Here is a 21863-nt window from a genome sequence, read left to right on the forward strand (position 1 = left end):
TGACAGCCCTGTGAGGGCCCGACGAAAGGCGCAGGATGAGCCGCTCGACCTCCGAATCGGTCCGGGATCAGAAGCACTCCCCCGACCCGAACCACCCCGACAAGCCCGACTCCCTCGGCGACATCGAGAAGCCGTCGTGGAAGTACGTGCTCAAGAAGACCATCGGCGAGTTCAGCGACGACCAGTGCCCCGACCTCGCCGCGGCGCTGACGTACTACGCCGTGCTGTCGATGTTCCCCGCCCTGATCGCGATCTTCTCGCTGCTCGGTGTCATCGGGCAGGGCCCGCAGGCCGCGAACGCCGTGCTGGGAATCGTCGACCAGGTGGCGCCGGGCGGCGCCTCCGAGACGCTGCGCGGTCCGATCGAGGAGCTCGCCGGATCGCAGGCGGCCGGGTTCGCCCTCATCAGCGGTGTCGTGCTGGCCGTCTGGTCGGCATCCGGCTATGTCGGTGCGTTCAGCCGCGCGATGAACCGCATCTACGAGATCGACGAGGGCCGGCCGTTCTGGAAGCTCAAGCCGCAGCAGCTCGGCATCACGCTGCTGGCCATCCTGCTCGTCGTCGTGGCCGTGGTGCTGCTGATCGTGTCGGGCCCGATCGCCGAGGCGATCGGGCAGGCCATCGGCATCGGCGACACGGGCCTGCTCATCTGGCAGATCGCCAAGTGGCCCGTCCTGGCGTTCGTGGTCGTGTTCCTCGTGGCGGCGCTGTACTACTTCACGCCGAACGCGAAGCAGCCCAAGTTCCGCTGGGTCAGCGCGGGCGCCGTGATCGCGATCGTCACCCTCGTGATCGCAACCCTCGGCTTCGGGTTCTATGTCGCGAACTTCTCGAACTACGAGCGCACCTACGGGTCGCTCGCGGGCGTGATCATCTTCCTGCTGTGGCTGTGGATCACCAACATCGCCCTGCTGTTCGGCGCCGAGTTCGACGCCGAGCTCGAGCGGGGCCGTGAGCTGCAGGCGGGCATGGAGGCCGAGGAGCGCATCCAGCTGCCGGCGCGCGACATGACCAAGATCGAGAAGGCGGCGGCCAAGGAGGAGAAGGATCTCGCCGAGGCCCGTCGCCTCCGCGAGACCAACGGCTCCGACGACGGTCGCCGTGATCGCGATCCGGATCGCTGACGCGGCGTATGGCGAGACCCGGGATGACGCATCCCGGGTCTCGCCCTGTGTTCGCCCGATGCGTGTATCTGGGGGCGGGGCTCGCGCTTCCTATCGAGCAGCCGCGGCGGGAGCCGCAGCGTTGCGGAGGTGGGCGATGCCCGACATGGATGCGGACGGGAGCGTCTTCTGGTTCGAGTACGCGGTGCGACGCCCGGTCGCGGGCAACGCCGTCGGTCCGCTCTCGCGCCACGAGGCGGAGCGCCTCGCCGCCGAGATCGGGGGCACGGTCATCCGCCGCCGCATCAGCCAGGGCCTGTGGTCGATCGCGTGACCTGTCGGGGCGGCGACTCGTGTCAGGCCGCCGCGCGACGCGGGACTCCCGCCGTGCCCGAGAACGTGATCATGCCTGCCACGCCCTCGTCGGCCAGGCGGGCCAGCCACTCGGGGTCGAGCTGAGGCGGCTCGGGATCGTCGAAGTCGAAGCGCAGGTTGATCGCGGGGTGCACCCACACCGTGCTGCGGCCGTCGCCGTCCGAGTGCAGCCACGAGAGCGCGAAGCTCTCGGCTCGCCGGAGCTTGGTCGTGATCACCATCTTCAGGTGGGCGAGCTCCCGATCGTCCACCCGCACCGGCGTACCGAATCCGTCATAGATGAGGCTGCCCATAGCGGTCACCATACGCTCCCGCCACGGTATACCGTCATCCCCGGCGCGTCGCCCGCCGGCCGTAGACTCGAAGGGTGCTGATCGGCGTCATCCGTCCTACCGAGACCCGCGAACTGACCGCCGAGGGCGAGTCGCTCGAGGCCATCCAGAACGCGCTGCTGGCGCAGGTCCCCGACGGATGGCAGCTCACCCACAAGAAGGTCTCGATGCCCAAGGGATCGACGGCGCTCACCGCCGAGGCGCGCATGGCGCGCTGGGGCGAGACGCGTGAGCTCGAGGCCGAGAACCTCGACGCGCTCCAGGCGCAGGTGCCCGACGGCTGGGCCCTCATGTCGGTGCGCCCCGCCTGAGCGGAGCTGCTCCGCCGTGGACTGAAGGCCGCGGCGGTGAGGACGTCATCACGCCGACACGGCGACCGCGCACGCGCCCAGGGCCAGCACCAGCGCCGTTCCCGCCGACGAGATCCCGGCCAGGATCACCGCACCGGAGCGGTGATAGCGGGTGTCGATGACCGCGCGCCTGGGATTGAGCGGGCTGTACGACACGACGACAGGGTGGTCCGGTCGAAGCGGGCCGGCGTTCAGCAGCGGCATCACCCGGTACGGCTGCCCCTCCACGACGTAACCGACCTGCCAGACGCGGGCCAGACGCGTCTCGCACTCCGCCCATTCGCCCTCGGTCCTCACCCAGCGTCCTCGGCGGACACGTTCGATCGCGACGGCCAGGATCCAGCACACCCCCGCGAGCCCGGCGAAGCATGCGGCGAGCAGCAGGAGCGTTGCGGGGGCGGACATGGCGCCACGGTATTTTTGGCTCCGCTGTGCTGTCCAGAACGCTGCGAGGGCTTGACACCGGGCGAGCGATCGCCCCAGGCGCAGACGTCGTCGCGCCGGGCGAATGGCGATCGGAGCCCGCACGCAGAAGCCCCGCTGTCCTCGGTGAGGATCGCGGGGCTTCTGTGCGGTGTGACAACCGTGCGGTGCGACAACGTCCGTGGAGCTGGGGGGAATCGAACCCCCGTCCAGCGCTGAGTCTCTGGGGCTTCTCCGGGCGCAGTCTGTGAAAGCGTTCTGCTCGGCCCCGACCTTTGTCACAGACACCTAAGTCGACGGGCCCAGTCGAGAAAGAGTCCCGAGTGACGTCCCGACACCGTCACTCAGCAAGATCCCTAGATGACGCCAGGATCCGTGTCGGGATCAACCACGGTCTGACGGACTATCGGGCTCGCTTAGGCAGCGAGGGCGAAGTCAGTGCGCTTGGATTCGGCACTTATTGGTTTACAGGGAGCGTTAACGAGATAACCCTGCATCCTCGGCCCGCTTCTCGCAGATTCGCAAGCACTGTCGAAACCGATCAGCCCCGTGAATCCCTCGAACGAAGGAGGCGTTGTCGCACTGTGGAGTTACCAGGCCCGAGGGCCGCTCTCGGTGGCATCGCACCGAGCATCACAGACTACAACGGATCCGACCCTCGCGCCATTCCCGGCCGCGCCGACGCACGCCACTAGGGTGAGCGCATGGCAGACCCGAGCCTCTCCCCCGTCGGCGCGCCCGCCGACATCCCGCGCCGTGACGGCATCGGCGAGCGTCTGGCGCGCATGATCCGCATCCCCACGGTGAGCGCCGAGCTCGAGGCGCGCGGCGCCGAGCCGTTCGAGGCCTTCGTCGCGCTGCTCGCCGAGCTGTACCCGCGCGTGCACGCCCACCTCGACCTCGAGCGCGTCACCGCGCACGGCCTGCTGTACAGGTGGCACGGACGCACAGCCGATCGCCCCGTCGTGCTCATGGCGCACTACGACGTCGTGCCCGCCGACGAGGCCGATGGATGGACGCACCCGCCCTTCGAGGGACGTGTCGAGGACGGCTGGGTGCATGGTCGCGGCGCTCTCGACGACAAGGGGCCGCTGCTCGTGGTCCTCGAGGCGGTGGAGGACCTGCTCGCCGGCGGCTTCAGCCCCGCATGCGACGTGTACCTGTCGTTCGGCGGCAACGAGGAGACGTACGGCGACGCGGCTGCGGCCATCGCCCGCACGCTGCGCGAGCGTGGCGTGGCCCCGTGGCTCGTGATCGACGAGGGCGGGGCCGTCGTCGACGCGCCCCTGCCCTTCGTGACCGGCCGCGCGGCCATGATCGGCGTGGGCGAGAAGGGCGTGGCGACGTTCCGGCTCGACGCGACAGGTGACGGCGGCCACGCCTCGGCGCCACACGGCCCCACCGCGGTGGGACGCATCGCCCGCGCCGTCGACCGCCTCGGCCCGCGCACCTTCCCCGCCCGCACATCGCCCGCCATCGCCCGCATGCTGCGGGTTCTCGCCACGCGTGCCGCCGCTCCCGTCGCCGTGGTGCTGAGGGCGCTCGCCCTCGCTCGCCCGGTCACGGCTCAGCTGTTCGCGCTGGCGGGCGGCGAGCCCGCCGCTCTCGTGCGCACGACCATCGCCGCCACGATGCAGGACGGCGGCTCCGCCGCGAACGTGCTGCCGTCTCGCGCGTCCGCCACGCTCAACGTGCGCATCCTGCCGGGAGAGACGGTCGCGGCGACGCTGCGTCGCATCCGGCGCCGCGTGCGCGACCCGAAGGTGACCGTGACGCTGCTCGAGGGCAGCGATCCCTCGCCCGAGTCGCCGATCGACGGCCCGGAGTTCGCCGCGCTCGCGCGCGCGTCGCTCGCGGCGTATCCGGACGCGCTGCCCGCGCCGTACATCATGATGCAGGCCAGCGACGCGCGGCACTTCCACCGCTTCTGCCCCGCCGTGTACCGCTTCGCGCCGCTGGAGATGTCGGCGGCGCAACGCGCGGCCATCCACGGCGTCGACGAACGCGTCGAGGTCGCGTCGCTCGAACGCGGGCGCGACTTCCACGTCGCCCTCCTCACCGGGCTGGAGAGGGCATGACCACCACCGCGCGCCCCGTCCGCGCCCGTCTCGGCGCCCTGGCCCGCGTGGTCGGCTTCCTCGCGTTCGTCGAGTTCACGAGCGGCGTACTGCAGGGCTGGTACACGCCCATGCTCACCGACATCGCGCGGCACCTGGGCGTGCACGACGCCGACGTCAACTGGCTCGAGGGATCGCAGCTCATGCTCTCGGCCCTCGTCGTGCCGATCTTCGCGAAGCTCGGCGACATGATCGGGCACAAGCGCATGCTGCTGGTCTCGACCGCACTGACCGCGGCCGCCTCGCTCGCCCTTCCGTTCACCGACTCGTTCGCGGTGTTCCTCATCGCCTGGACCCTGCAGGGCTTCTATGTCGTCTGGCTTCCGCTCGAGGTCGCGCTGATCTGGTCGCGCTCGCGCGCCGGTGGGCACGGAGCGCTGCTCACCGCCCGCGCCGCGGGTCTGCTCGTCGCGGCGCTCGAAGCCGGGGCGATCTCGGGAGCGCTCGTGGGCGGCGCGCTCATCGACGCGCTGCCGCTCTGGATCGTGCTGCTCGTGCCCGCGCTGGCCGTCGTCGCCTGCTTCTTCGTCATCCTGTGGGGCGTCACCGAGTCGCCCGACCTGCACGGCGGGCGCTTCGACACGGTGGGGATGGTGCTGCTCACTCTCGCGCTGCTGGCGTTCACGGGTGGACTCAGCCTCCTGCGCCTCGACGCCGGCGCGATCGCGTGGGCGCTGACGGCGGCCGGGCTCGCGCTGCTGTGGCCGTTCGCGGCATGGGAGCGGCGCTCCGCCGATCCGCTGATCGACGTGCGCATGTTCGCCGATCCCACCCTGTGGCCGGTGTTCCTCACAGCGGGACTGTTCGGCGTCAGTGTGCTCGGGGCACAGGCCCCGCTGTCGACGTTCGCCCGCACCGATCCCGACGTGCACGGCTACGGTCTCGGCACGACCGGCTTCGCCACGTCGCTGATCATCGGGCTGTACCTGATCGCGATGATCGCCGGCGCCCTGCTGTACCCGCTCGCGGCGCGTCGGACCAGTCCGCGGCGGGCGCTGATCGGCGCCAGCGCGCTCGTCGGCATCGGCTACCTGCTTTTCCTTCCGTTCCACGACGCATACGGGCAGCTCGTGACGAACATGACCATCGCGGGCGTCGGCTCCGGAGCCCTGGTCGCCGCCCTCCCCGCCGCCGCGGCGGCCGCCGCCCCGGTCACCGCCACCGGCCAGGCGACGGGCCTCACAAACGGCGTCAAGACCGTCGGAGGCGCGATCGCGTCGTGCGTGTTCGGCATCGCGCTGATGAACGGCGCGACGGATGTCGCCGAGTCGACCGCAGGATCCTTCGCCGGCTACGTGACCGTCTGGATCGTGTGCGGCGTCACAGCCCTGGTCGCCGCGGCAGCGCTCACGCTCGTGCCGAAGGGCGCATTCACCGACCGGTAGAGGTCTCGAGCGACCGCGCGCTCCACTCGTCCCACTTCGCCATGAGCTGGTCGATCGCGGCGTGGAAGCGAGCCGTGGCGGCGCCCGGGGTGGTGTCGCCGAAGTAGTGCATGACCCAGTGCTCCAGGCGCGCGGCGGCCTCGGGATCGTGGTGCACGCGCTCGACCTCCTCGACGATGCGTGGCGCGTCCTCGGCCATCAGCCACTCGCACGCGGAGAGGTAGCCGCCCTCGTCCACCTGCGCCGCAGGATCCGAAGGACGCGTGATGAGCAGCGGCTTACCCGCCGCGAGGCGGTCGTAGACCATGGCCGAGATGTCGGCGATCGCCACATCCGCGGCGGCCAGCTGCCATCCGAGCTCCGGGCCGTCGTCGTACACGTGGTGCGCATCCGGATCCGACGCGTTCGCCGCCGCGAGCGCCGCGATGATGCGCTGGTTCGCGGCACCGAACGACGCGTCGACCACACCGCTGCGCGGGTGCGGCCGGTAGATCACCCGGTGCCGGCCCGTCGCGAGCAGCGCCCCGACCAGCGCCTCGCCGTGGGTCTTCACCGAGCCGTAGTGGGCGGCGGGGCGGTCTCCCTCCCACGTGGGGGCGTACAGCACGACCGTGCGGTCATCCGGCGTGTACGGCAGCTCGCCCGCGTAGTGGTCGGCCTGCGGCCGGCCGATCTCGAGCGTGCGGCGGTCGAGATCGAAGTCCCATAGCGTGCGGCTCAGGCGGTCGCGCGCGGCCTGCCCGGCGATCAGCGCGTAGTCGTACGCCTTGTACTGGTTCGTGGTCATGTACATCTTGTCGGACTCGCCGTGGTTGATGAACACGTGCCACCGCTCGCCGTAGCGGAACATCTGGAAGTTGCGCGTGTTCTGGTTCACGTACAGGACGATGCGGATGTCCTGGGCCGCCAGGAAGCGCTCCATGTCGCGCACGTTCGGCGCGAAGACGACCGGAAGCGCGTCGTCCTTCAGCAGTGCGGCGGCGCCCGTGGCGTTGCGGGCCATCACCACGACCGGATGCGTCTGCGCCAGCTCGGCCAGCGGCCGGTACCACTGGCGCATCTGGTACATGTTCACCGCCCCATCGGCGAAGTACACCGCGATGCGGAAGCGATGCGCCGTGAACGGGGGCCGCGCGGCGAGCACCGCACGGATCTCCTGCTTCGCCTCACGGGCTTCGAGGGCCTTCCGGACGAGTTCGACAGCTTTCCTCACGTCCCGCGCAATACCCACCGACCAAGCCTAACCAGGCCTCTCTCGGCCTCTGCGTGGGATGATCTTCGAATGCGTAACGATCCCGCCGAGCGGCCGCACGCGCCGCGGCGGGAGACCCCCCACCACGACGCCGAGCGTCGTGATGCGCCGGCTGTACCCCAGGGATCCGGGGTCTCCTTCGTGATGCCCGTGCTCAACGAACGCGCCTACCTGCAGCGGGCCGTCGAGACGGTGCTCGAGCAGGATGTCGACGGCCCGGTCGAGATCGTGCTCGCCCTCGGTCCGTCGAGCGACGGCACCACCGAGCTCGCCCGCGAGCTGTCGGCGCAGGATGAGCGCATCCTGCTGGTCGAGAATCCGGCCGCCGACATCCCCGTCGGTCTCAATGCCGCCATCCGGGCCAGCACGCATCCGACCATCGTGCGCGTGGACGCGCACTCGGAGCTCGCGCCCGGCTACACCGCGCGCGCGCTGGCGACGCTGTCGCGCACGCGCGCCGGCAACGTCGGCGGGGTGATGCGCGCCGACGGCCGCACCCCGTTCCAGCGTGCGGTCGCGCGGGCATACAACTCCCGCATCGGCCTCGGCGGCGGCACCTACCACGGCGGCGACCGGGAGGGAGAGGCCGAGTCGGCCTACCTCGGCGTGATGCGCCGGTCGGTGCTCGAGGAGGTCGGGCTGTTCGACGAGACCATCCGACGCGGCGAGGACTGGGAGCTCAACCTCCGCATCCGCACGGCCGGATACCGCGTGTGGTTCGATCCGGCGCTCGCCGTGACCTACTGGCCGCGCGAGAGCTGGCAGCGCCTGGCCCAGCAGTTCCTGGCGACCGGCACGTGGCGGGGCGAGCTCGTGCGGCGATACGGCCTGCGCAACTCGCTGCGGTACTTCGCTCCCCCGGCCCTCGTGCTCGCCGTGGCGGTGAGCGCGATCCTGGGCACGCTGCAGGTGAGCGGCGTGCTGGCGGGAGCCTGGGCGGCGATGGCCTCGGCGGCGCACCTTCCCGTCGCGGCATACGCGCTGCTCATCCTGTGCGTCGCGATCGGGCCGGCCGGTGGCTCGGGACTGCGCGACAGGCTCTGGACCCTCGCCGTGCTGCCGACCATGCATCTCTCGTGGGGCGCCGGCTTCCTCGTGGGCCTCGTGCGCGGCGCCCGCGACACGGTCGACACCTCACGCCTCGCGGGCCGCAACACCCCGTTGCCGTAGCGTCCCCGGCGAGCCGCACGGGCCGAGTACACACCAATCTTCGTGTGCACTGGCCCGCCGCGTCTAAGGCACGACCGACCGAGTACACACCAATCTTCGTGTGCACTGACCGGGCCCACACCACGCACGACCGACCGAGTGCACACGCACGTTGGTGTGCACTAGCCCGGGCCGACCGAAGGCACGACCGACCGAGTGCACACGCACGTTGGTGTGCACTAGCCGGGCCGACCGAAGGCACGACCGACCGAGTACACACCAAACTTCGTGTGCACTGACCGGGCCCACACCACGCACGACCGACCGAGTGCACACGCACGTTGGTGTGCAGTGGCGGGGCACACCGTAGGCACGACCGAGTGCACACGCACATTGGAGTGCACTCGACCCGAGCTCAGCGCTGGATGTACCCGCGGTCCAGGATGCGGGCCACGACGCGCTCGGCCGCGCGTCCGTCGTCGCGGGCGTTGAAGCGCGCGGTCCACGCGGCGTAGCGCTCGGCGTAGTCGGCGGGATCGCCGGCGAGCGCCGCGACGAGCTCGTCCTGCGTGCGCACGAGCGGCCCCGGCGCGCGCCGGGCGAGGTCGAAGTAGAAGCCGCGCAGCTGGCCACGGTAGTGCTCCATGTCGGGCACGAAGAAGTACATCGGCTTGCCGGTCACACCGAAGTCGAACATCACCGACGAGTAGTCGGTGATGAGAGCGTCGGCCGCCAGCAGCAGCGGAGCCGTGTCGGGATATCCGGTCACGTCGATCACCCGGGCGCCCGCGACATCCTGCCCGGGCATGAGGGTGCGCGAATGCCCGCGCACCAGCACGACCGCGCCGGTCGCCGCAGCCAGCGCCTCGGGGTCGAGGAAGTCGACGATCTCCTGCCGGTCGTCGCGCCACGTCGGTGCGTACAGCAGCACGCGCTCGTCCGGGGCGATGCCCAGCTCGGCGCGCACGGCGCCCGCGTCGCCGCCGACGAGCACGTCGTTGCGCGGATACCCCTCCACCCACAGCGGCCGGCCCAGGAACGCGTACGCCTTGCGCAGGATGCGCGCCGCGTACGGGTTCTGCGCCAGCAGCACGTCCCAGCGCAGCGACTCCTTGACCACGGCGCCCGCACGGCGCGGGTCGAAGCCCGGGCGATGCAGCGCCAGGCGCTTGAGGGGCGTGCCGTGCCAGGTCTGCAGCACGGTCTGACCGGCGCGCCGCACGAACCGCCGGCGCAGCCAGTCGTTCACCACCAGCAGTCGCGCCGCGCTGCGCGCGCGCCACCACTCGGGACTGCCCTCGACCACGGCGACGGCGCCCTCGGGCACGCGCACCGACAGGTCGACGACGCTCCAGTAGCGGATGACCCGGGGCGCCACACGGGCGATCTCGCGGTCGATCGCGAGCGGGTTGCAACCGGCCCCGCGGCCGTAGAAGCTCTCGAAGAACACCGCGTTCTCGAGCGGCGCCTCGTGGGCGGCGTAGCGGCGCTCGAGCGCGGCCAGCGCCTCGGAGCCGTCGTAGACCGGATCGACGGGCGGACCGACGATGAGCCGGTCGCCCTTCAGCTGCGCCCGCAGGCCGGGCAGCACGCTCAGCGGCACGGCGACGGCGTCCAGAGCGGCGGCGTCGACGCCGTCGATGCTCAGCCGGTACTCCCCCGAGGGCAGAGGCAGCTCGGGCCCGCCCCAGCGCGCGATCCGCAGCGGCAAGCGAACTGTCCAGGTCTTTCCACCGCCGGTGACCCGCGCCGCGACGTGCGCCCTCCGCCCCTCCAGGCGCGCCGCGGTCGGGCGCGCGCCCGCGCCCCGGAGCACCAGCTGCCCGTCGGCGGGCTCGAAGCGCGCCGTGACGCGCCCCTCGGCGGGGACGCCTCCTGCGGGGCTCTGCGGGGTCATCCTGTCGCCTTCCTGGAGAGGCCGCGCGCGGCGGCGCGGGCGGTGATCGCGGCGTAGACCCGCTCGGCGCTGCGGCCGTCGCGGAAGGCGTGCACCCGGTCGCTCAGCGCACGGGACCGCGCGGTGCGCTCGGCCGCCACGGCGGGATCGCCCAGCAGCGCGTCGAGCTGGGGCACGAGGCTGCTCCACGTGGTCGCGGCGTCGTCCCCGGCGATGTCGCGGTACGCGCCGTAGAAGCCCCGCCGCCGCGCGTAGGCCGCGACGTCGGGCGCGAGGAACAGCACCGGCAACGGCACGAGCGCGACGTCGTAGACGAGCGACGAGTAGTCGGTGATGAGTGCGTCGAGGCCCGGCAGCGCGGGCGTGATGTCGCCGAGCACGTCGGCGCCCAGCCCCCTCACGCGCTGCACGCCCGCCGGGGGCACGTAGTCCCCCGCCCCGAGGCGGTGCGAGCGCACCAGCAGCACCGCGTCATGCCGTGCGAGCACCTCGTCGATGCGGCGCCAGTCGTCGTCGCCCGGCACGGCGGGATCCGCCTCCCCGTCGCGCCACGTCGGCGCGTACAGCACCAGGCGAGGTCCGGCGCGCTCCGGCCCGCCGGGCAGTCCGGGAACGACGCGCCGGATGAGGGAACGCGCGGTCTCGCGGCGGTCGTCGTCCGTGCCGCGGGACAGCGCGTCGACGCGGGGCTCGCCCGTCACGACGACGCGCTCATCCGGGAGTCCGAACGCCGACTCGAGGCGACCCCGCACCAGATGCGACGCGGCGGGTAGCACGTCGATGCGGCGCGCCGAGAGCCGATACAGGATGCCCAGGGCCCGGCTGACGAGGCCCGCCGCGAACGGAATGGGGCTGCGGAGGGTCTCGGGAGCGTCGAGCCCGATGCGCTTGAGCGGGATGCCGTGCCACAGCTGCGCGACCACCGGCCGCCCGAACAGGCCGCCGCTGATCGCGTACGGGTTCACATCGCCCAACCCGTAGGCCACCACGATCACGCCGGCGCGCGCGGTGGCCCAGAAGCCTCTCGGCGTCGAGCGGCGGAGGGTGGGGATGCCGAGCGCGGCCGCCTGCCGCCGCTCGTCTTCGTCGTCCGTGAGCCACAGGGCGTCGCGCCCGTGCTCGGCGGCTGTTCTCCAGACCTCGAGCGGCCCGTCGCCGATGCCCGCGCCGCATCCGAACACCCACCGATCGGTGCGCGGCGTCACGAGCGTGACGAGCCGCCCCAGGGCGTACAGCGGGAGCCGTGCGATCTTCCGCGCGTTGCCCGCACCGAAGGAGAAAGACGCCACCCCGCGAGCCTATGACATGCCGGTGAGGGCCTGTCCGGGCTCGCGGGGCGGCGTCCGAAAAGCTCCCGCTACTGCTGCAGCTCGCCGAGCGTCACATCCAGCGTGCGGGACTGCCCGTCACGCACGTACGTGAGCGTCGCGTCGCTTCCGCCCGCGGCGGCGCGCACCTGCGCCGTGAGGTCGACCGCCGAGCCGATGCGCACACCGTTGAACTCGGTCACGATGTCGCCCTCGCGCAGGCCCGCCTTCTCGGCCGCCCCGCCCGCCGTCACGTCGGCGATCAGGGCGCCCGCGGTCGTGGCGTTCTCATCCACGCTGGCCGGCTGCACGCTCGCGCCCAGCAGGCCGTGGGTGGCGACGCCGTCGGCGATCAGCTCGTCGCTGACGCGCTTGACCACGTTCGACGGGATCGCGAAGCCGACTCCGATCGACCCGGACTCCTCCTCGCCGCCCGCGGACGCGATGGCGACGTTGATGCCGATCAGGCGCCCCTGCGAGTCGACCAGCGCGCCACCCGAGTTGCCGTGGTTGATCGCCGCGTCCGTCTGGATCACCGCGATCGAGATGGACTCGCTCGGCACGCTCTGCTGAGGCAGGCCGTTGTCGAAGCGGAACGGGCTCTGCTGCTCCTCCTCGGGCGAGGGCTGCGCCTCGTCGCCCGAGTCGGGGGCCGCCGACGAGGCGATCTCGATGCTGCGGTTGAGCGCGCTGACGATGCCCGTGGTGACGGTGTTCGACAGGCCGAGCGGAGCGCCGACCGCGGCCGTCGTGTCGCCCACGTTGAGCTTCGACGAATCGGCGAACTCGATGGGCGTGAGGCCCTGCGCGTCCTGCAGCTTAATGACGGCGAGGTCGTAGATCGGATCGGTGCCGACCACCTCGGCGCGGTAGATGGTGCCATTCGACGTCGTGACCCGGATGTCGGGGTCGGCAGTCGCCCCGCCCAGCGTGACGACATGCGTGTTCGTGACGACGTACCCGTCGTCGCTCACGACGACACCCGATCCGCTGCCGGCCTGCTGCCCGCCGCTCACCTCGATCGTGACGACGCTCGGGAGCACCTCGGTCGCCACGGCCGTGGCCTCGTTGACGGAGCCCGGGTTGTTGACGGTGATGTTCGACGGGCCCGTCGCCGTGCCGACCGTGCCCGCGTCGCCGAACCACTGCTCGCCGGCGTACGAGCCGCCCAGGCCCGAGAGCCCGCCCACCAGCGCGGCGGCCACGAGCAGGGCTGCCGCGCGCCCGCCGCGGCGATCGCGCTTCTTCGCGGGCTCCTCCGGCGCGGCCACGCGATACTCGTGCGGCAGCGGCTGGGTCGGCTCGGTGTGCGACGCGGCCGGCCCGAAGGCCTGCCCGTGCGCGCCCTGCACGGCATAGCCCTGGGCGTGGCCCGGGGCCGCCTGGCCGTGAGCGCCGGCCGGCGGCGGGGTCATCGAGCCGTACGGCGGCGCGAACGCGCCCTGCGGGGCCGGCGGCCGCGGCGGGATGTGGAAGTCCTGCGGTGCCCGGTACTCGCCGGCCGTCTGCGGATCCTGAGGGAACCCGGCCTGCGCGGCATCGGTGCGGGGGGCGTCGTTCTCGTCGGAACGCTGCGTGTCCATGAGTGCTCCTTCTTCCAAAGCCCTTACAGCGTCTCGCCGCTGTCTATGCACTCCCTATGACGGCCGTAAGCCGTCCGTGTGACTTGCCGTGCACCCCGCGACCGCCGCCTGCGGGGGCCGCCGGTAGCCTGGCCGAATGCATGAGACAGCCGGGGCCTGGCGACGCACGGCGGAAGGAGCGGGGCTCCTGCGAACCGACGGATCGGTGGCGAGCACCATCTTCGCAGAGATGACCGCCCTGGCGGCGCGCACCGGCGCGATCAACCTGGGTCAGGGCTTCCCCGACGAGGACGGCCCCGCCGAGGTGCTCGAGGCCGCGCGAGAGGCGATCGCGAGCGGCGCGAACCAGTACGCCCCGGGCGTCGGCGTCCCCGAGCTTCGCGAGGCCATCTGCGAGCACCAGCGACGGTTCTACGGGCTGCGCGTCGACCCGGACACCGAGGTGATCGTCACCACGGGCGCGACCGAGGCGCTCGCCGCCGCGCTGCTCGCGCTCGTCGACGGCCCCGGCGACGAGGTCGTGGTGTTCGAGCCGTACTACGACTCGTATGCGGCGTGCGTGGCGCTGTCGGGCGCGACGCTGCGCACCGTGCCCCTGCGGTGGCCCGATTTCCAGCCCGACCTGGACGAGCTCGCGGCGGTCGTCAACGACCGCACCCGCATCATCCTGGTCAACGACCCGCACAACCCGACCGGCGCCGTCTTCGAGCGCGGCGTGCTCGACGAGATCGTGCGGCTGGCGCACGCGCACGACGCGATCATCCTGACCGACGAGGTGTACGAGCACCTCACGTTCGACGTGCCGCACACCCCCATAGCCACCCTGCCGGGCGCCGCCGAGCGCACGCTCAGCATCTCCTCTGCCGGGAAGACCTTCCGGACAACCGGATGGAAGGTCGGATGGGTCACCGGCCCGGCCGAGCTGATCACGGCCGTGCTCACCGTCAAGCAGTACCTGAGCTACACGAGCGGCTCGGCGTTCCAGCCGGCCGTCGCCGTGGGCCTGCGACTGCCGGACGCGTTCTTCGCCGGCATCGCCGCCGACATGAAGCACAAGCGCGACATCCTGGGCGACGGGCTGCGCGCCGCGGGCTTCGCGGTGTCCGAGCCCCGCGGGTCGTACTTCACGGTCGCCGACGCCGCCCGCCTCGGCGTCGCCGACGCCGAGGCGTTCTGCCAGGGCGAGCTCGCGGCCGCCGGGGTGGTCGGCATCCCGATCACCGCGTTCACGACGCCGGAGCGCCGGCACGAGTACGCGACGCTCGTCCGGTTCGCGGCGTGCAAACGCACCGACGTGCTCGAGGCCGCAGCGGCCCGGCTCGCAGCCCTGCCCCGCTGACCGCGCCGCGCCGCTCGGCGGCCGCGACTCCCGACGCGCGCTCCCCGACGACCCGCCGCGCGACCGGCGACGCGGCCGTCAGCGCGGCCGTCAGCGCGGTGTCACGCGGTACCGGCGCAGCTCGAGCGCCGGGTTCACCCGACGCACGTTGCGGATGGTGTCGCGATCGGCCCAGCCCACCGCGACGTCGGTGGCCGTGCCGAGCCCCGCTACGGTGACCCCGAGCGGATCGATGATCGCCGAGTGGCCCACTCCGAGCGTGGGCGGATGATCCGCCGCCGCGACGTACATGGTGTTCTCGATCGCGCGCGCCGCGAGCAGCGTCGTCCAGTGGTGCTCCTTGAGCGGGCCGCGCACCCACTCCGCCGGCACCAGCGCTACGTCGGCACCCGCGTCGGCCAGCACCCGCGCGACCTCGGGGAAGCGCAGGTCGTAGCAGGTCATCAGACCGAAGGTGAGCCCGGCGACCTCGAACGTCTGCGGCGGCTCCACCGGGCCCGGCTCGATCCAGTCGGACTCGCGCTGACCGAACGCGTCGTAGAGGTGCTGCTTGCGGTACAGCGCGCGCACGCCGGAACCGTCGACCGCCACCACGGTGTTGCGCACGCGCTCGCCGTCGCTCGCCCTCTCGGCGACGCCGGCGACGAGGTGCACGCCGAGCTCGCCGGCCAGAGCGGTGAGCGTCTGCACGAACGGCCCGTCGAGCGACTCGGCGTTCTCGGCGAGCGTCTCGTCGAAGGGATCGGTGAAGAAGCTCGAGTACTCGGGGAAGAGCACCACCGACGCGCCGCGCTCGACGGCGCGGCGAGCGAGCTGCCCGATCACCTCGAGGTTCGCCGATGCGTCGGCCGTCGGCGCGAACTGCGCCACGCCGATGCCCACGGATACGGTCATGATTCCCCTCTCGAGTTGCGCCGCCCCCTCAGGGCGAACGGCACGACCAGCCACAGGACGACGAGGAAGGCGGCGAGCGCAGCGGCGGCGATCCAGGCGGCGGAGCCGGCGAGCACGACGTCGAAGATGAAGGCGACGACGCCCACCAGCAAGGCCGACACGATGACCAGTGCCGACAGCAGCGCCGCGTGACCATACGAGACGATCGTGCCCTTGGCGCCCGCGCGGAACAGCAGGCGATGCAGCGCGACCGGTGCCAGCGCGATGACGGCGCTCACGGCGGCGAGGATCACGAGCACAAGGTAGAAGACCCGCTGTCCCCCGTCGAGGTCGGCGAAGGCGGGCTGGAAGGCGAGGGCGAGCAGGAACCCGGTCAGGATCTGCGTGCCCGTCTGCAGCACGCGCAGCTCCTGCAGCAGCTCGATCCAGTTGCGGTCGTACCGCTCTGCGGGCGTCTCGTCGCGCAGCGGCTCGCTCTGGATGTCGCCGGTCATGCGCCCATCCTCCCGCCGCCGGCGTGACCGGGCAAACCCGCGCGCCGGTCTCGAGGGGACAGCAGAGCCCGGGTCCGGCCGGGCGACGGGACTGCCTGAGACCGGGCCCGGGCTGAGGGGTCTCGTCGAATCCCCCGAGACGACGATCCCGATCGGCGATGGGGCCGGCACCCCGGCGTCCCCCCGGACGTCGGCGTGCCCTCTCAGGCTCGCACCGCGCTGGCCCGTACGACAGGGGATGAACTGCCCATTCGGTGAGCAGTCGCTGTGCGCGCGGTGTGAGGGGCGCGTCGGCCCCGATGTGCTCCGGCTCTCGGCGGGCGCGCATCCGCCTGACCGCCACGGGAACCCCAGCGCTATCTTCGGTGGATGGACGGCGAGATGAGCACGGCGCCGCGCTATCCGGTGGGATCCGTGGACCACGCCCTGCGGCTGCTGCTGCTCCTGCGCGAGGAGCCCGACCTGCGGGTGACCGCGGCGGCTCGGGAGCTGGGGATCGCCCCGTCGACGGCGCACCGGCTGCTCGCCACGCTCGAGCACCGCGGGTTCGTGGCGCAGGATCGGGTCACCCGCGCGTACCGCGCGGGGCCGGCCCTCATCGAGCTCGCATTCTCGAGCACGCGCGCCATCGACCTGCGTGAGGTGAGCGAGCCTCACCTGCGCGCCCTGAGCGAGAGCCTGCGCGAGACGGTCAACCTGCTGGTGCTCCAGGACGCCTCCGTGCGGTTCGTCGCGGGGTTCGAGGCCGATCAGCGCGTGCGCACCCATGTGCTGACCGGAACGCTGCTGCCCGCGTACGCGAGCTCGGGAGGCAAGGTGCTGCTCGCCGAGCTCCCACGGGAGCAGCTGCGCGCGCTCTACCCTCACGGTCTGCGGCGGTTCACGCCGCACACGCGCACCTTCACGCAGCTGCTCGACGAGCTCGCCCTCGTGCTGATGCGCGGCTACGCGGTCAACGACCAGGAGAGCCTGCTGGGCCTGAGCGCGGTGGCCGTGCCCCTGAGGGATCGGGGCGGGAACACGATCGCTGCTGTGGCGATGTCGGCACCGAGCGAGCGGCTGCCGCTCGCGCGTGTGCGCGAGGTGGTCATCGAGCTCCGGGCGTGCGCGGCCGGCATCCGGTCCCACCTGTCCCGGTGACGCGCACCCCCGCGTATTCCGTCCTGCGGAATGGGGAGGGCTCGAGGGTTTACGCCGCCACGCACCGGTTGCTTGGCTCGCCTCACTCCGGCGCGACGATGCGCTCGGGGACGAGAGGACGACATCGATGAAGATCGACGCTTTCTGCCATCTGCTGCCGGCGGCCTATGCCGAGCGGCTCTTCGCCATCTCGGACAGCCCCGTGGCGCGCAACATCCAGAAGCGGGTGAGCGGCGTTCCGGCCCTGTTCGATCTCGACGAGCGCTTCCGGGTGATGGACGAGTTCGGGCCCGACTATCGCCAGATCATCAACACCGCGGCGCCGCCGCTCGACGACCTCGGGCCGCGTGAGCGCACCGCCGAGCTCGCGCGCATCGCGAACGACGGGATGGCCGAGCTCGTGGCCGACAACCCCGACCGCTTCGCCGGGTTCTGCGCCGCGGTCGCCCTCGACGACGTCGACGGCGCCATCGCCGAGGCGGAGCGGGCCTTCGACGAGCTGGGCGCGGTCGGCGTGCAGATCTACACGCACGTGCACGGCGGCCCCATGGACCAGGAGCGCTTCTTCCCCTTCTACGAGGCGATCGCCCGTCGCGGCGACAAGATGATCCAGGTCCACCCCTGCCGGGACTCGAGCTGGTCGGACTACAAGACCGAGGAGCGCTCGAAGTTCGAGATCTGGTGGACGCTCGGGTGGGAGTACGACCTGTCGGCCTTCATGTCGCGCCTGGTCTTCTCCGGGGTGTTCGAGCGCCTGCCCGACATCAAGATCCTCATCCACCACGGCGGCGCGATGATCCCGCACTTCGCGGGGCGCGTCGGACCGGGCTGGGACCAGCTCGGGGCCCGCACTCCCGCCGACCAGGCGGACGACATCGCCGGCTACCCGCTGACGCTGCGGCCGATCGAGTACTTCAAGAAGTTCTACGTCGACACGGCCTACTTCGGCGCGGGCGACTCGATGCGCACCGCAATCAAGTTCTTCGGCGTCGACCACACCCTCTTCGGCTCGGACACGCCGTTCGATCCCGAGAAGGGGCCCGGGTACATCCGGGACACGATCGCGAACCTCCAGGAGATGGACATCCTCGACGACGCCGATCGCGACCGGATCTACCAGGGCAACGTCACCCGCCTGCTCGGCCTGCCCGCCCAGGGCGCGGCCGTCTCCCCCACCGTCGAATCGGAGATCGCCTCATGACCATCCGCGCCGCACGTCGCGCCGCACGACGCGGTGCCGGCATCGTCGCCGCCATCGCGTCGCTCGCCCTCCTGTCCGCCTGCTCCGGCGCCACGACGCCCGAGGCGGGCGCGACGGGTGAGCCCGAGAAGGCGACGCTCACCGTCGCCATCAACCCCTCCACCCAGTTCGCCCCGTTCTACTACGGCATCGAGAGCGGCATCTTCGAAGAGCACGGCCTCGAGCTCGAGGTGGTTCCGCAGACCGACATCGCCGCGATCGTCTCGGGGCTGGCCAGCGGCACGTACGACATCGGGTTCGCCACGGTCGTGCACGTCGTCACGGCCAACGCCAACGGCATCCCGATCCGCGGCGTCAGCACGATCGAGGGCCAGATCCAGGAGGACGACGAGGGCACCGTCACGATCGCGGCCGCCGACTCCGGCATCACCGACTTCGCGGGGCTCGAGGGCAAGCGCGTCGCGACGGTGGGCCTTTCGTCGCACAACACCCTCACGATGTGGGAGCTCGCCGACCGCGCCGGCGCGGACACCTCCACGATCGAGCTCGTGCAGCTGCCGTTCGGCCAGATGGCCGCGGCGCTCGAGAGCGGCGACGTCGACGCGGCGATCATGCAGTGGCCGTTCGCCGCCGAGGCGCTGGAGGCCGGCGGGGTCGAGCTCGGCTACAACAACCGCGAGCTGTTCGTCGACACCGCCACGACGCTGTTCAACGCGTCGCAGTCGTTCATCGACCAGAACCCGAACACGGTCCGGGCGTTCGCGGATGCGATGCACGAGTCCATTCTCGGAGCGACCGAGAACCAGGATGCCGCCAAGGAATCGCTCGTCGACGGGCTGGGCATCACCGCCGAGCAGGCGGAGACGGCTCGCTGGAACGTCGGCGGTCGTCCCGAGCTGAACCTCGACGCGTTCGAGATCGCCCGGGATCTGCTGGTCAAGTTCAGCACCGACCAGGCGGCGCGCACCGCCCTCGAGAACCTCGACATCGAGACGGTCGTCTGGCCCGGCGCGCTCGAGTAGACCGAAGCCCGACGCACGACATCCCTCGGAGAGGAGAACCGATGCGCAACGGTGCGCACGCCTGGCTGAACTGGGCTCTGCCGGCCCTGACGATCGTGGCGGTGCTGACCCTGTGGCAGCTCGTCACGGTCGGCGGGGTGGTGAGTCCCACGCAGTTCCCGACCATGACCGACACGATGGTCGCGCTCGGGGGCGAGTTCGCCACCGGCCGGCTGTGGCCGGCCGTGGGATCGACCCTGCTGGGCTGGCTCATCGGCATGGTGATCACGATCGTGCTCGGCCTGGTCATCGGGACGGCGCTCGCGTTCAACGCGTTCGCGCAGCGCAGCGCCGCCCCGGTGATCGAGATCTTCAAGGCGATCCCCGCGATCGCGATCCTGCCGCTGGTGATCCTGGTGGCCGGTTCGACCCTGCCGATGAAGGTGTTCCTGATCTGCTTCGCGGCCTTCTGGCCGTTCGTGATCCAGGTGATCTACGGCGTGCGCTCGATGGATCCCATCGTGCTCGACACCGCGCGGGCCCTCGGGGTGCGCGGCATCCGGCGGTTCCTCGCCATCAGCGTGCCGAGCGCGTCGCCGTACCTCGTGACCGGCATGCGCATCGCCTCCGCCCAGGCGCTCATCCTGTCGATCGTCGCCGAGATCGTGGGCGGGGCGGCGGGCATCGGTCGGAACATCCTGCTCGCGCAGAACACCGGCGTTATCGCCTACCCCACCATGTACGCCTACATCATCGTCGCCGGGGTGCTCGGCGTGGCGCTCACCGGCGCGTTCTTCCTCATGGAGAAGAGGGTCATGCACTGGCACGAATCGCAGCGCAACATCCGCGCCTCGAACAAGGCGGGCGCGGCATGACCCGGCTGACCACGAGCGTCGTGCCCACGGTGCGCCTGCGCCGCGAGGGAGGAGCCGTGCGCCGCGCGGGCGCCGCTCTCACTCCCCTGTGGCTGCCGGTGCTGCTGATCGCGGTGTGGTGGATCGCGACCGCGCGCAGCGTGTCGCCGTTCTTCCCGCCGCTGCAGGACATCCTGGTCGAGACCTGGAACCAGTGGGTGGTCTTCGGCGCGTGGACGAACGCGGTCGCCAGTCTGCGGAACCTGTTGCTCGGGTACGTGCTGGGCACGGTGATCGGCATCGTCGGCGGATCGCTGCTGTGGCGGGTGCGCTACCTGCGCGTCGCCGTCAATCCGCTGATCTACTTCCTCTACGTGCTGCCGGCGCCCGCGCTGCTTCCGGCCATGATCGCCCTGTTCGGCATCGGCGACATGCGACAGATCGCCCTGATCGCCCTCGGCTCGATCTGGCCCACGCTGCTGAACACGCTCGACGGCATGCGGGGCATCGACACGGTCAAGTTCGACACGGCCAAGGCCCTGCGCCTGGGCGGGTGGCGCACGTATCTGCGGCTCGTGTTCCCGGGCGCCGCCCCGCAGATCGCCGCCGGACTGCGCGCGAGCCTCACGATCGGCATCGTGCTGATGGTGGTGAGCGAGATGGTGGCCGCCCGATCGGGCATCGGCTTCTTCATCCTGCAGGCCCAGGCGGAGTTCGCCATCAAGAAGATGTGGAGCGGCATCCTCGTGCTCGCCCTCATCGGCACCCTTCTCAACTACCTGTTCGTGTTCGTCGAGCGCCGGGCGCTGCGCTGGTACTACCGGTCGCGCGCGCTGGGATCGTCATAAGGAGCCCCATGTCGTCTGCAACCGCCACCCGCCCCACCTCGACCGACACCGTGCTCTCGGTCGACGGCCTGCGCAAGATCTACAACGAGGGCACCGAGCAGGCCAACATGGCCATCGACAGCGTCTCGTTCGAGGTCGACAAGGGCGAGTTCGTCTGTATCGTCGGCCCCAGCGGCGCCGGCAAGACCACGCTGCTGCGCTGCATCTCGGGCCTCGCGTCGCCGAGCGCCGGCGCGGTGACCTTCGAGGGCCGGCCCCTCACCACGGTGCCCGAGCAGCTCGGCCTGGTGTTCCAGGACTACAGCCGCTCGCTGTACCCGTGGCTGACCAACGGCGACAATGTCGCGCTGCCGCTCTCGGCGCGCGGGGTGCCCCGCGGCGAGCGCGCCGCTCGCGTGGACGAGTCGCTGCACAGCGTCGGCCTCGGCCACGTGGCCAAGAAGTACCCGTGGGAGCTGTCGGGCGGCATGCAGCAGCGCGTGGCCATCGCCCGCGCGCTGTCGTACCGCCCCGAGCTGCTGCTGATGGACGAGCCGTTCGCGTCCGTGGACGCGCAGACGCGCTTCGATCTCGAGGATCTCATCCTGCGCGTGCGCCGCGAGCTCGGCATCACCGTGGTGCTGGTCACGCACGACATCGATGAGGCGATCTACCTGAGCGACCGCATCGTGGTGCTCTCGAAGAACCCGAGCGTCGTGCGCGAGGTCGTCGAGGTGCCGCTGGGCGAGCAGCGCAGCCAGGTCGAGACCCGATCCAGCGAGGGGTTCCTGACCCTGCGCAACCACCTGCTGTCCCTGGTCATGCCGAAGGACGCGTGAC

General features: G+C 71.4%; 21 protein-coding genes and 1 other RNA gene. 13 read left to right on the forward strand and 9 right to left on the reverse strand.

Annotation, left to right across the window (positions count from 1 at the left end; genetic code table 11):
- Positions 1–35 precede the first annotated feature (35 nt).
- The gene (locus ABTW64_RS11200; protein ID WP_350622367.1) at positions 36–1124 is read left to right on the forward strand and encodes a YhjD/YihY/BrkB family envelope integrity protein; all 1089 of its coding nucleotides are present in this window, start codon (positions 36–38) and stop codon (positions 1122–1124) included.
- Positions 1125–1260: 136 nt separating this feature from the next.
- Positions 1261–1437 carry a hypothetical protein gene (locus ABTW64_RS11205; RefSeq protein WP_350622369.1) on the forward strand — a complete coding sequence of 59 codons (177 nt, stop codon included), beginning with the start codon at positions 1261–1263 and terminating at the stop codon, positions 1435–1437.
- Between the two features lie 22 nt (positions 1438–1459).
- On the opposite strand, the gene ABTW64_RS11210 is transcribed toward ABTW64_RS11205, so the two are convergent.
- A complete protein-coding gene (locus ABTW64_RS11210) occupies positions 1460–1771 on the reverse strand; it encodes a DUF7882 family protein (protein ID WP_350622371.1) in 312 nt (103 codons plus the stop codon).
- A 74-nt stretch (positions 1772–1845) separates the two neighbouring features.
- On the opposite strand from ABTW64_RS11210, the gene ABTW64_RS11215 reads away from it, so the two are divergent.
- The gene (locus ABTW64_RS11215) at positions 1846–2121 is read left to right on the forward strand and encodes a hypothetical protein (RefSeq protein ID WP_350622373.1); all 276 of its coding nucleotides are present in this window, start codon (positions 1846–1848) and stop codon (positions 2119–2121) included.
- A 48-nt stretch (positions 2122–2169) separates the two neighbouring features.
- Here ABTW64_RS11215 and ABTW64_RS11220 read toward each other — a convergent pair whose 3' ends face one another.
- Positions 2170–2565, reverse strand: coding sequence for a hypothetical protein (locus ABTW64_RS11220; RefSeq protein ID WP_350622375.1), 396 nt, complete (start codon positions 2563–2565; stop codon positions 2170–2172).
- A 197-nt stretch (positions 2566–2762) separates the two neighbouring features.
- Positions 2763–3132, reverse strand: a transfer-messenger RNA (tmRNA) gene (gene ssrA, locus ABTW64_RS11225).
- A 155-nt stretch (positions 3133–3287) separates the two neighbouring features.
- On the opposite strand from ssrA, the gene ABTW64_RS11230 reads away from it, so the two are divergent.
- Complete coding sequence (locus tag ABTW64_RS11230) at positions 3288–4661, forward strand: M20/M25/M40 family metallo-hydrolase (RefSeq protein WP_350622377.1); 1374 nt, start codon at positions 3288–3290, stop codon at positions 4659–4661.
- A complete protein-coding gene (locus tag ABTW64_RS11235) occupies positions 4658–6085 on the forward strand; it encodes an MFS transporter (RefSeq protein WP_350622379.1) in 1428 nt (475 codons plus the stop codon). The genes ABTW64_RS11230 and ABTW64_RS11235 overlap by 4 nt, the downstream gene beginning before the upstream one ends.
- Here the strand turns inward: ABTW64_RS11235 and ABTW64_RS11240 are convergent.
- Entirely contained in the window at positions 6072–7316 is a 1245-nt protein-coding gene (locus ABTW64_RS11240) for a CDP-glycerol glycerophosphotransferase family protein (RefSeq protein WP_350622381.1), read from the reverse strand. The genes ABTW64_RS11235 and ABTW64_RS11240 overlap by 14 nt on opposite strands.
- Before the next feature lie 51 nt (positions 7317–7367).
- On the opposite strand from ABTW64_RS11240, the gene ABTW64_RS11245 reads away from it, so the two are divergent.
- Positions 7368–8507 carry a glycosyltransferase family 2 protein gene (locus ABTW64_RS11245; protein ID WP_502892328.1) on the forward strand — a complete coding sequence of 380 codons (1140 nt, stop codon included), beginning with the start codon at positions 7368–7370 and terminating at the stop codon, positions 8505–8507.
- Positions 8508–8901: 394 nt separating this feature from the next.
- Here ABTW64_RS11245 and ABTW64_RS11250 read toward each other — a convergent pair whose 3' ends face one another.
- The 3 genes from ABTW64_RS11250 to ABTW64_RS11260 all read right to left on the reverse strand — a co-directional run bounded on the left by ABTW64_RS11250 (position 8902) and on the right by ABTW64_RS11260 (position 13273).
- Positions 8902–10383: a CDP-glycerol glycerophosphotransferase family protein gene (locus ABTW64_RS11250; RefSeq protein WP_350622383.1), complete on the reverse strand. Its 1482-nt coding sequence runs from the start codon at positions 10381–10383 to the stop codon at positions 8902–8904.
- Positions 10380–11672 carry a CDP-glycerol glycerophosphotransferase family protein gene (locus ABTW64_RS11255; RefSeq protein WP_350622385.1) on the reverse strand — a complete coding sequence of 431 codons (1293 nt, stop codon included), beginning with the start codon at positions 11670–11672 and terminating at the stop codon, positions 10380–10382. Before ABTW64_RS11255 ends, ABTW64_RS11250 begins: the two co-directional genes overlap by 4 nt.
- Positions 11673–11740: 68 nt before the next feature.
- Positions 11741–13273 carry a S1C family serine protease gene (locus tag ABTW64_RS11260; protein WP_350622387.1) on the reverse strand — a complete coding sequence of 511 codons (1533 nt, stop codon included), beginning with the start codon at positions 13271–13273 and terminating at the stop codon, positions 11741–11743.
- A gap of 136 nt (positions 13274–13409) precedes the next feature.
- On the opposite strand from ABTW64_RS11260, the gene ABTW64_RS11265 reads away from it, so the two are divergent.
- Complete coding sequence (locus tag ABTW64_RS11265; RefSeq protein WP_350622389.1) at positions 13410–14612, forward strand: aminotransferase class I/II-fold pyridoxal phosphate-dependent enzyme; 1203 nt, start codon at positions 13410–13412, stop codon at positions 14610–14612.
- 90 nt (positions 14613–14702) lie between these two features.
- On the opposite strand, the gene ABTW64_RS11270 is transcribed toward ABTW64_RS11265, so the two are convergent.
- Positions 14703–15506 (reverse strand): carbon-nitrogen hydrolase family protein, encoded by an 804-nt coding sequence (locus ABTW64_RS11270; RefSeq protein ID WP_350622391.1) that lies wholly within the window; start codon positions 15504–15506, stop codon positions 14703–14705.
- The gene (locus tag ABTW64_RS11275; RefSeq protein WP_350622393.1) at positions 15503–16000 is read right to left on the reverse strand and encodes a DUF6328 family protein; all 498 of its coding nucleotides are present in this window, start codon (positions 15998–16000) and stop codon (positions 15503–15505) included. Before ABTW64_RS11275 ends, ABTW64_RS11270 begins: the two co-directional genes overlap by 4 nt.
- 369 nt (positions 16001–16369) lie before the next feature.
- On the opposite strand from ABTW64_RS11275, the gene ABTW64_RS11280 reads away from it, so the two are divergent.
- From ABTW64_RS11280 to ABTW64_RS11305, 6 genes are all read left to right on the forward strand, one after another.
- Entirely contained in the window at positions 16370–17140 is a 771-nt protein-coding gene (locus ABTW64_RS11280) for an IclR family transcriptional regulator (RefSeq protein ID WP_350622395.1), read from the forward strand.
- Between the two features lie 127 nt (positions 17141–17267).
- Positions 17268–18341, forward strand: coding sequence for an amidohydrolase family protein (locus ABTW64_RS11285; RefSeq protein WP_350622397.1), 1074 nt, complete (start codon positions 17268–17270; stop codon positions 18339–18341).
- A complete protein-coding gene (locus ABTW64_RS11290; protein WP_350622399.1) occupies positions 18338–19363 on the forward strand; it encodes an ABC transporter substrate-binding protein in 1026 nt (341 codons plus the stop codon). Before ABTW64_RS11285 ends, ABTW64_RS11290 begins: the two co-directional genes overlap by 4 nt.
- 41 nt (positions 19364–19404) lie before the next feature.
- Positions 19405–20217 carry an ABC transporter permease gene (locus ABTW64_RS11295; RefSeq protein WP_350622401.1) on the forward strand — a complete coding sequence of 271 codons (813 nt, stop codon included), beginning with the start codon at positions 19405–19407 and terminating at the stop codon, positions 20215–20217.
- Complete coding sequence (locus ABTW64_RS11300; RefSeq protein ID WP_350622403.1) at positions 20214–21044, forward strand: ABC transporter permease; 831 nt, start codon at positions 20214–20216, stop codon at positions 21042–21044. The genes ABTW64_RS11295 and ABTW64_RS11300 overlap by 4 nt, the downstream gene beginning before the upstream one ends.
- Positions 21045–21052: 8 nt before the next feature.
- Positions 21053–21862, forward strand: coding sequence for an ABC transporter ATP-binding protein (locus ABTW64_RS11305; protein ID WP_350622405.1), 810 nt, complete (start codon positions 21053–21055; stop codon positions 21860–21862).
- The last annotated feature ends 1 nt before the right edge of the window (position 21863 follow it).

Origin of the sequence: Microbacterium sp. NPDC096154, from assembly GCF_040302945.1 — a bacterium.
GTDB lineage: Bacteria > Actinomycetota > Actinomycetes > Actinomycetales > Microbacteriaceae > Microbacterium.

What these genes read in the sequence shown, in the direction of transcription:
- ABTW64_RS11200 (WP_350622367.1), top strand. Translation starts at nt 36, where the DNA reads ATGAGCCGCTCGACCTCCGAATCGGTCCGGGATCAGAAGCACTCCCCC.
- ABTW64_RS11205 (WP_350622369.1), top strand. Translation starts at nt 1,261, where the DNA reads ATGCCCGACATGGATGCGGACGGGAGCGTCTTCTGGTTCGAGTACGCG.
- ABTW64_RS11210 (WP_350622371.1), bottom strand. Translation starts at nt 1,771, where the DNA reads ATGGGCAGCCTCATCTATGACGGATTCGGTACGCCGGTGCGGGTGGAC.
- ABTW64_RS11220 (WP_350622375.1), bottom strand. Translation starts at nt 2,565, where the DNA reads ATGTCCGCCCCCGCAACGCTCCTGCTGCTCGCCGCATGCTTCGCCGGG.
- ABTW64_RS11230 (WP_350622377.1), top strand. Translation starts at nt 3,288, where the DNA reads ATGGCAGACCCGAGCCTCTCCCCCGTCGGCGCGCCCGCCGACATCCCG.
- ABTW64_RS11235 (WP_350622379.1), top strand. Translation starts at nt 4,658, where the DNA reads ATGACCACCACCGCGCGCCCCGTCCGCGCCCGTCTCGGCGCCCTGGCC.
- ABTW64_RS11245 (WP_502892328.1), top strand. Translation starts at nt 7,368, where the DNA reads ATGCGTAACGATCCCGCCGAGCGGCCGCACGCGCCGCGGCGGGAGACC.
- ABTW64_RS11250 (WP_350622383.1), bottom strand. Translation starts at nt 10,383, where the DNA reads ATGACCCCGCAGAGCCCCGCAGGAGGCGTCCCCGCCGAGGGGCGCGTC.
- ABTW64_RS11260 (WP_350622387.1), bottom strand. Translation starts at nt 13,273, where the DNA reads ATGGACACGCAGCGTTCCGACGAGAACGACGCCCCCCGCACCGATGCC.
- ABTW64_RS11265 (WP_350622389.1), top strand. Translation starts at nt 13,410, where the DNA reads ATGCATGAGACAGCCGGGGCCTGGCGACGCACGGCGGAAGGAGCGGGG.
- ABTW64_RS11270 (WP_350622391.1), bottom strand. Translation starts at nt 15,506, where the DNA reads ATGACCGTATCCGTGGGCATCGGCGTGGCGCAGTTCGCGCCGACGGCC.
- ABTW64_RS11275 (WP_350622393.1), bottom strand. Translation starts at nt 16,000, where the DNA reads ATGACCGGCGACATCCAGAGCGAGCCGCTGCGCGACGAGACGCCCGCA.
- ABTW64_RS11280 (WP_350622395.1), top strand. Translation starts at nt 16,370, where the DNA reads ATGGACGGCGAGATGAGCACGGCGCCGCGCTATCCGGTGGGATCCGTG.
- ABTW64_RS11285 (WP_350622397.1), top strand. Translation starts at nt 17,268, where the DNA reads ATGAAGATCGACGCTTTCTGCCATCTGCTGCCGGCGGCCTATGCCGAG.
- ABTW64_RS11290 (WP_350622399.1), top strand. Translation starts at nt 18,338, where the DNA reads ATGACCATCCGCGCCGCACGTCGCGCCGCACGACGCGGTGCCGGCATC.
- ABTW64_RS11295 (WP_350622401.1), top strand. Translation starts at nt 19,405, where the DNA reads ATGCGCAACGGTGCGCACGCCTGGCTGAACTGGGCTCTGCCGGCCCTG.
- ABTW64_RS11300 (WP_350622403.1), top strand. Translation starts at nt 20,214, where the DNA reads ATGACCCGGCTGACCACGAGCGTCGTGCCCACGGTGCGCCTGCGCCGC.
- ABTW64_RS11305 (WP_350622405.1), top strand. Translation starts at nt 21,053, where the DNA reads ATGTCGTCTGCAACCGCCACCCGCCCCACCTCGACCGACACCGTGCTC.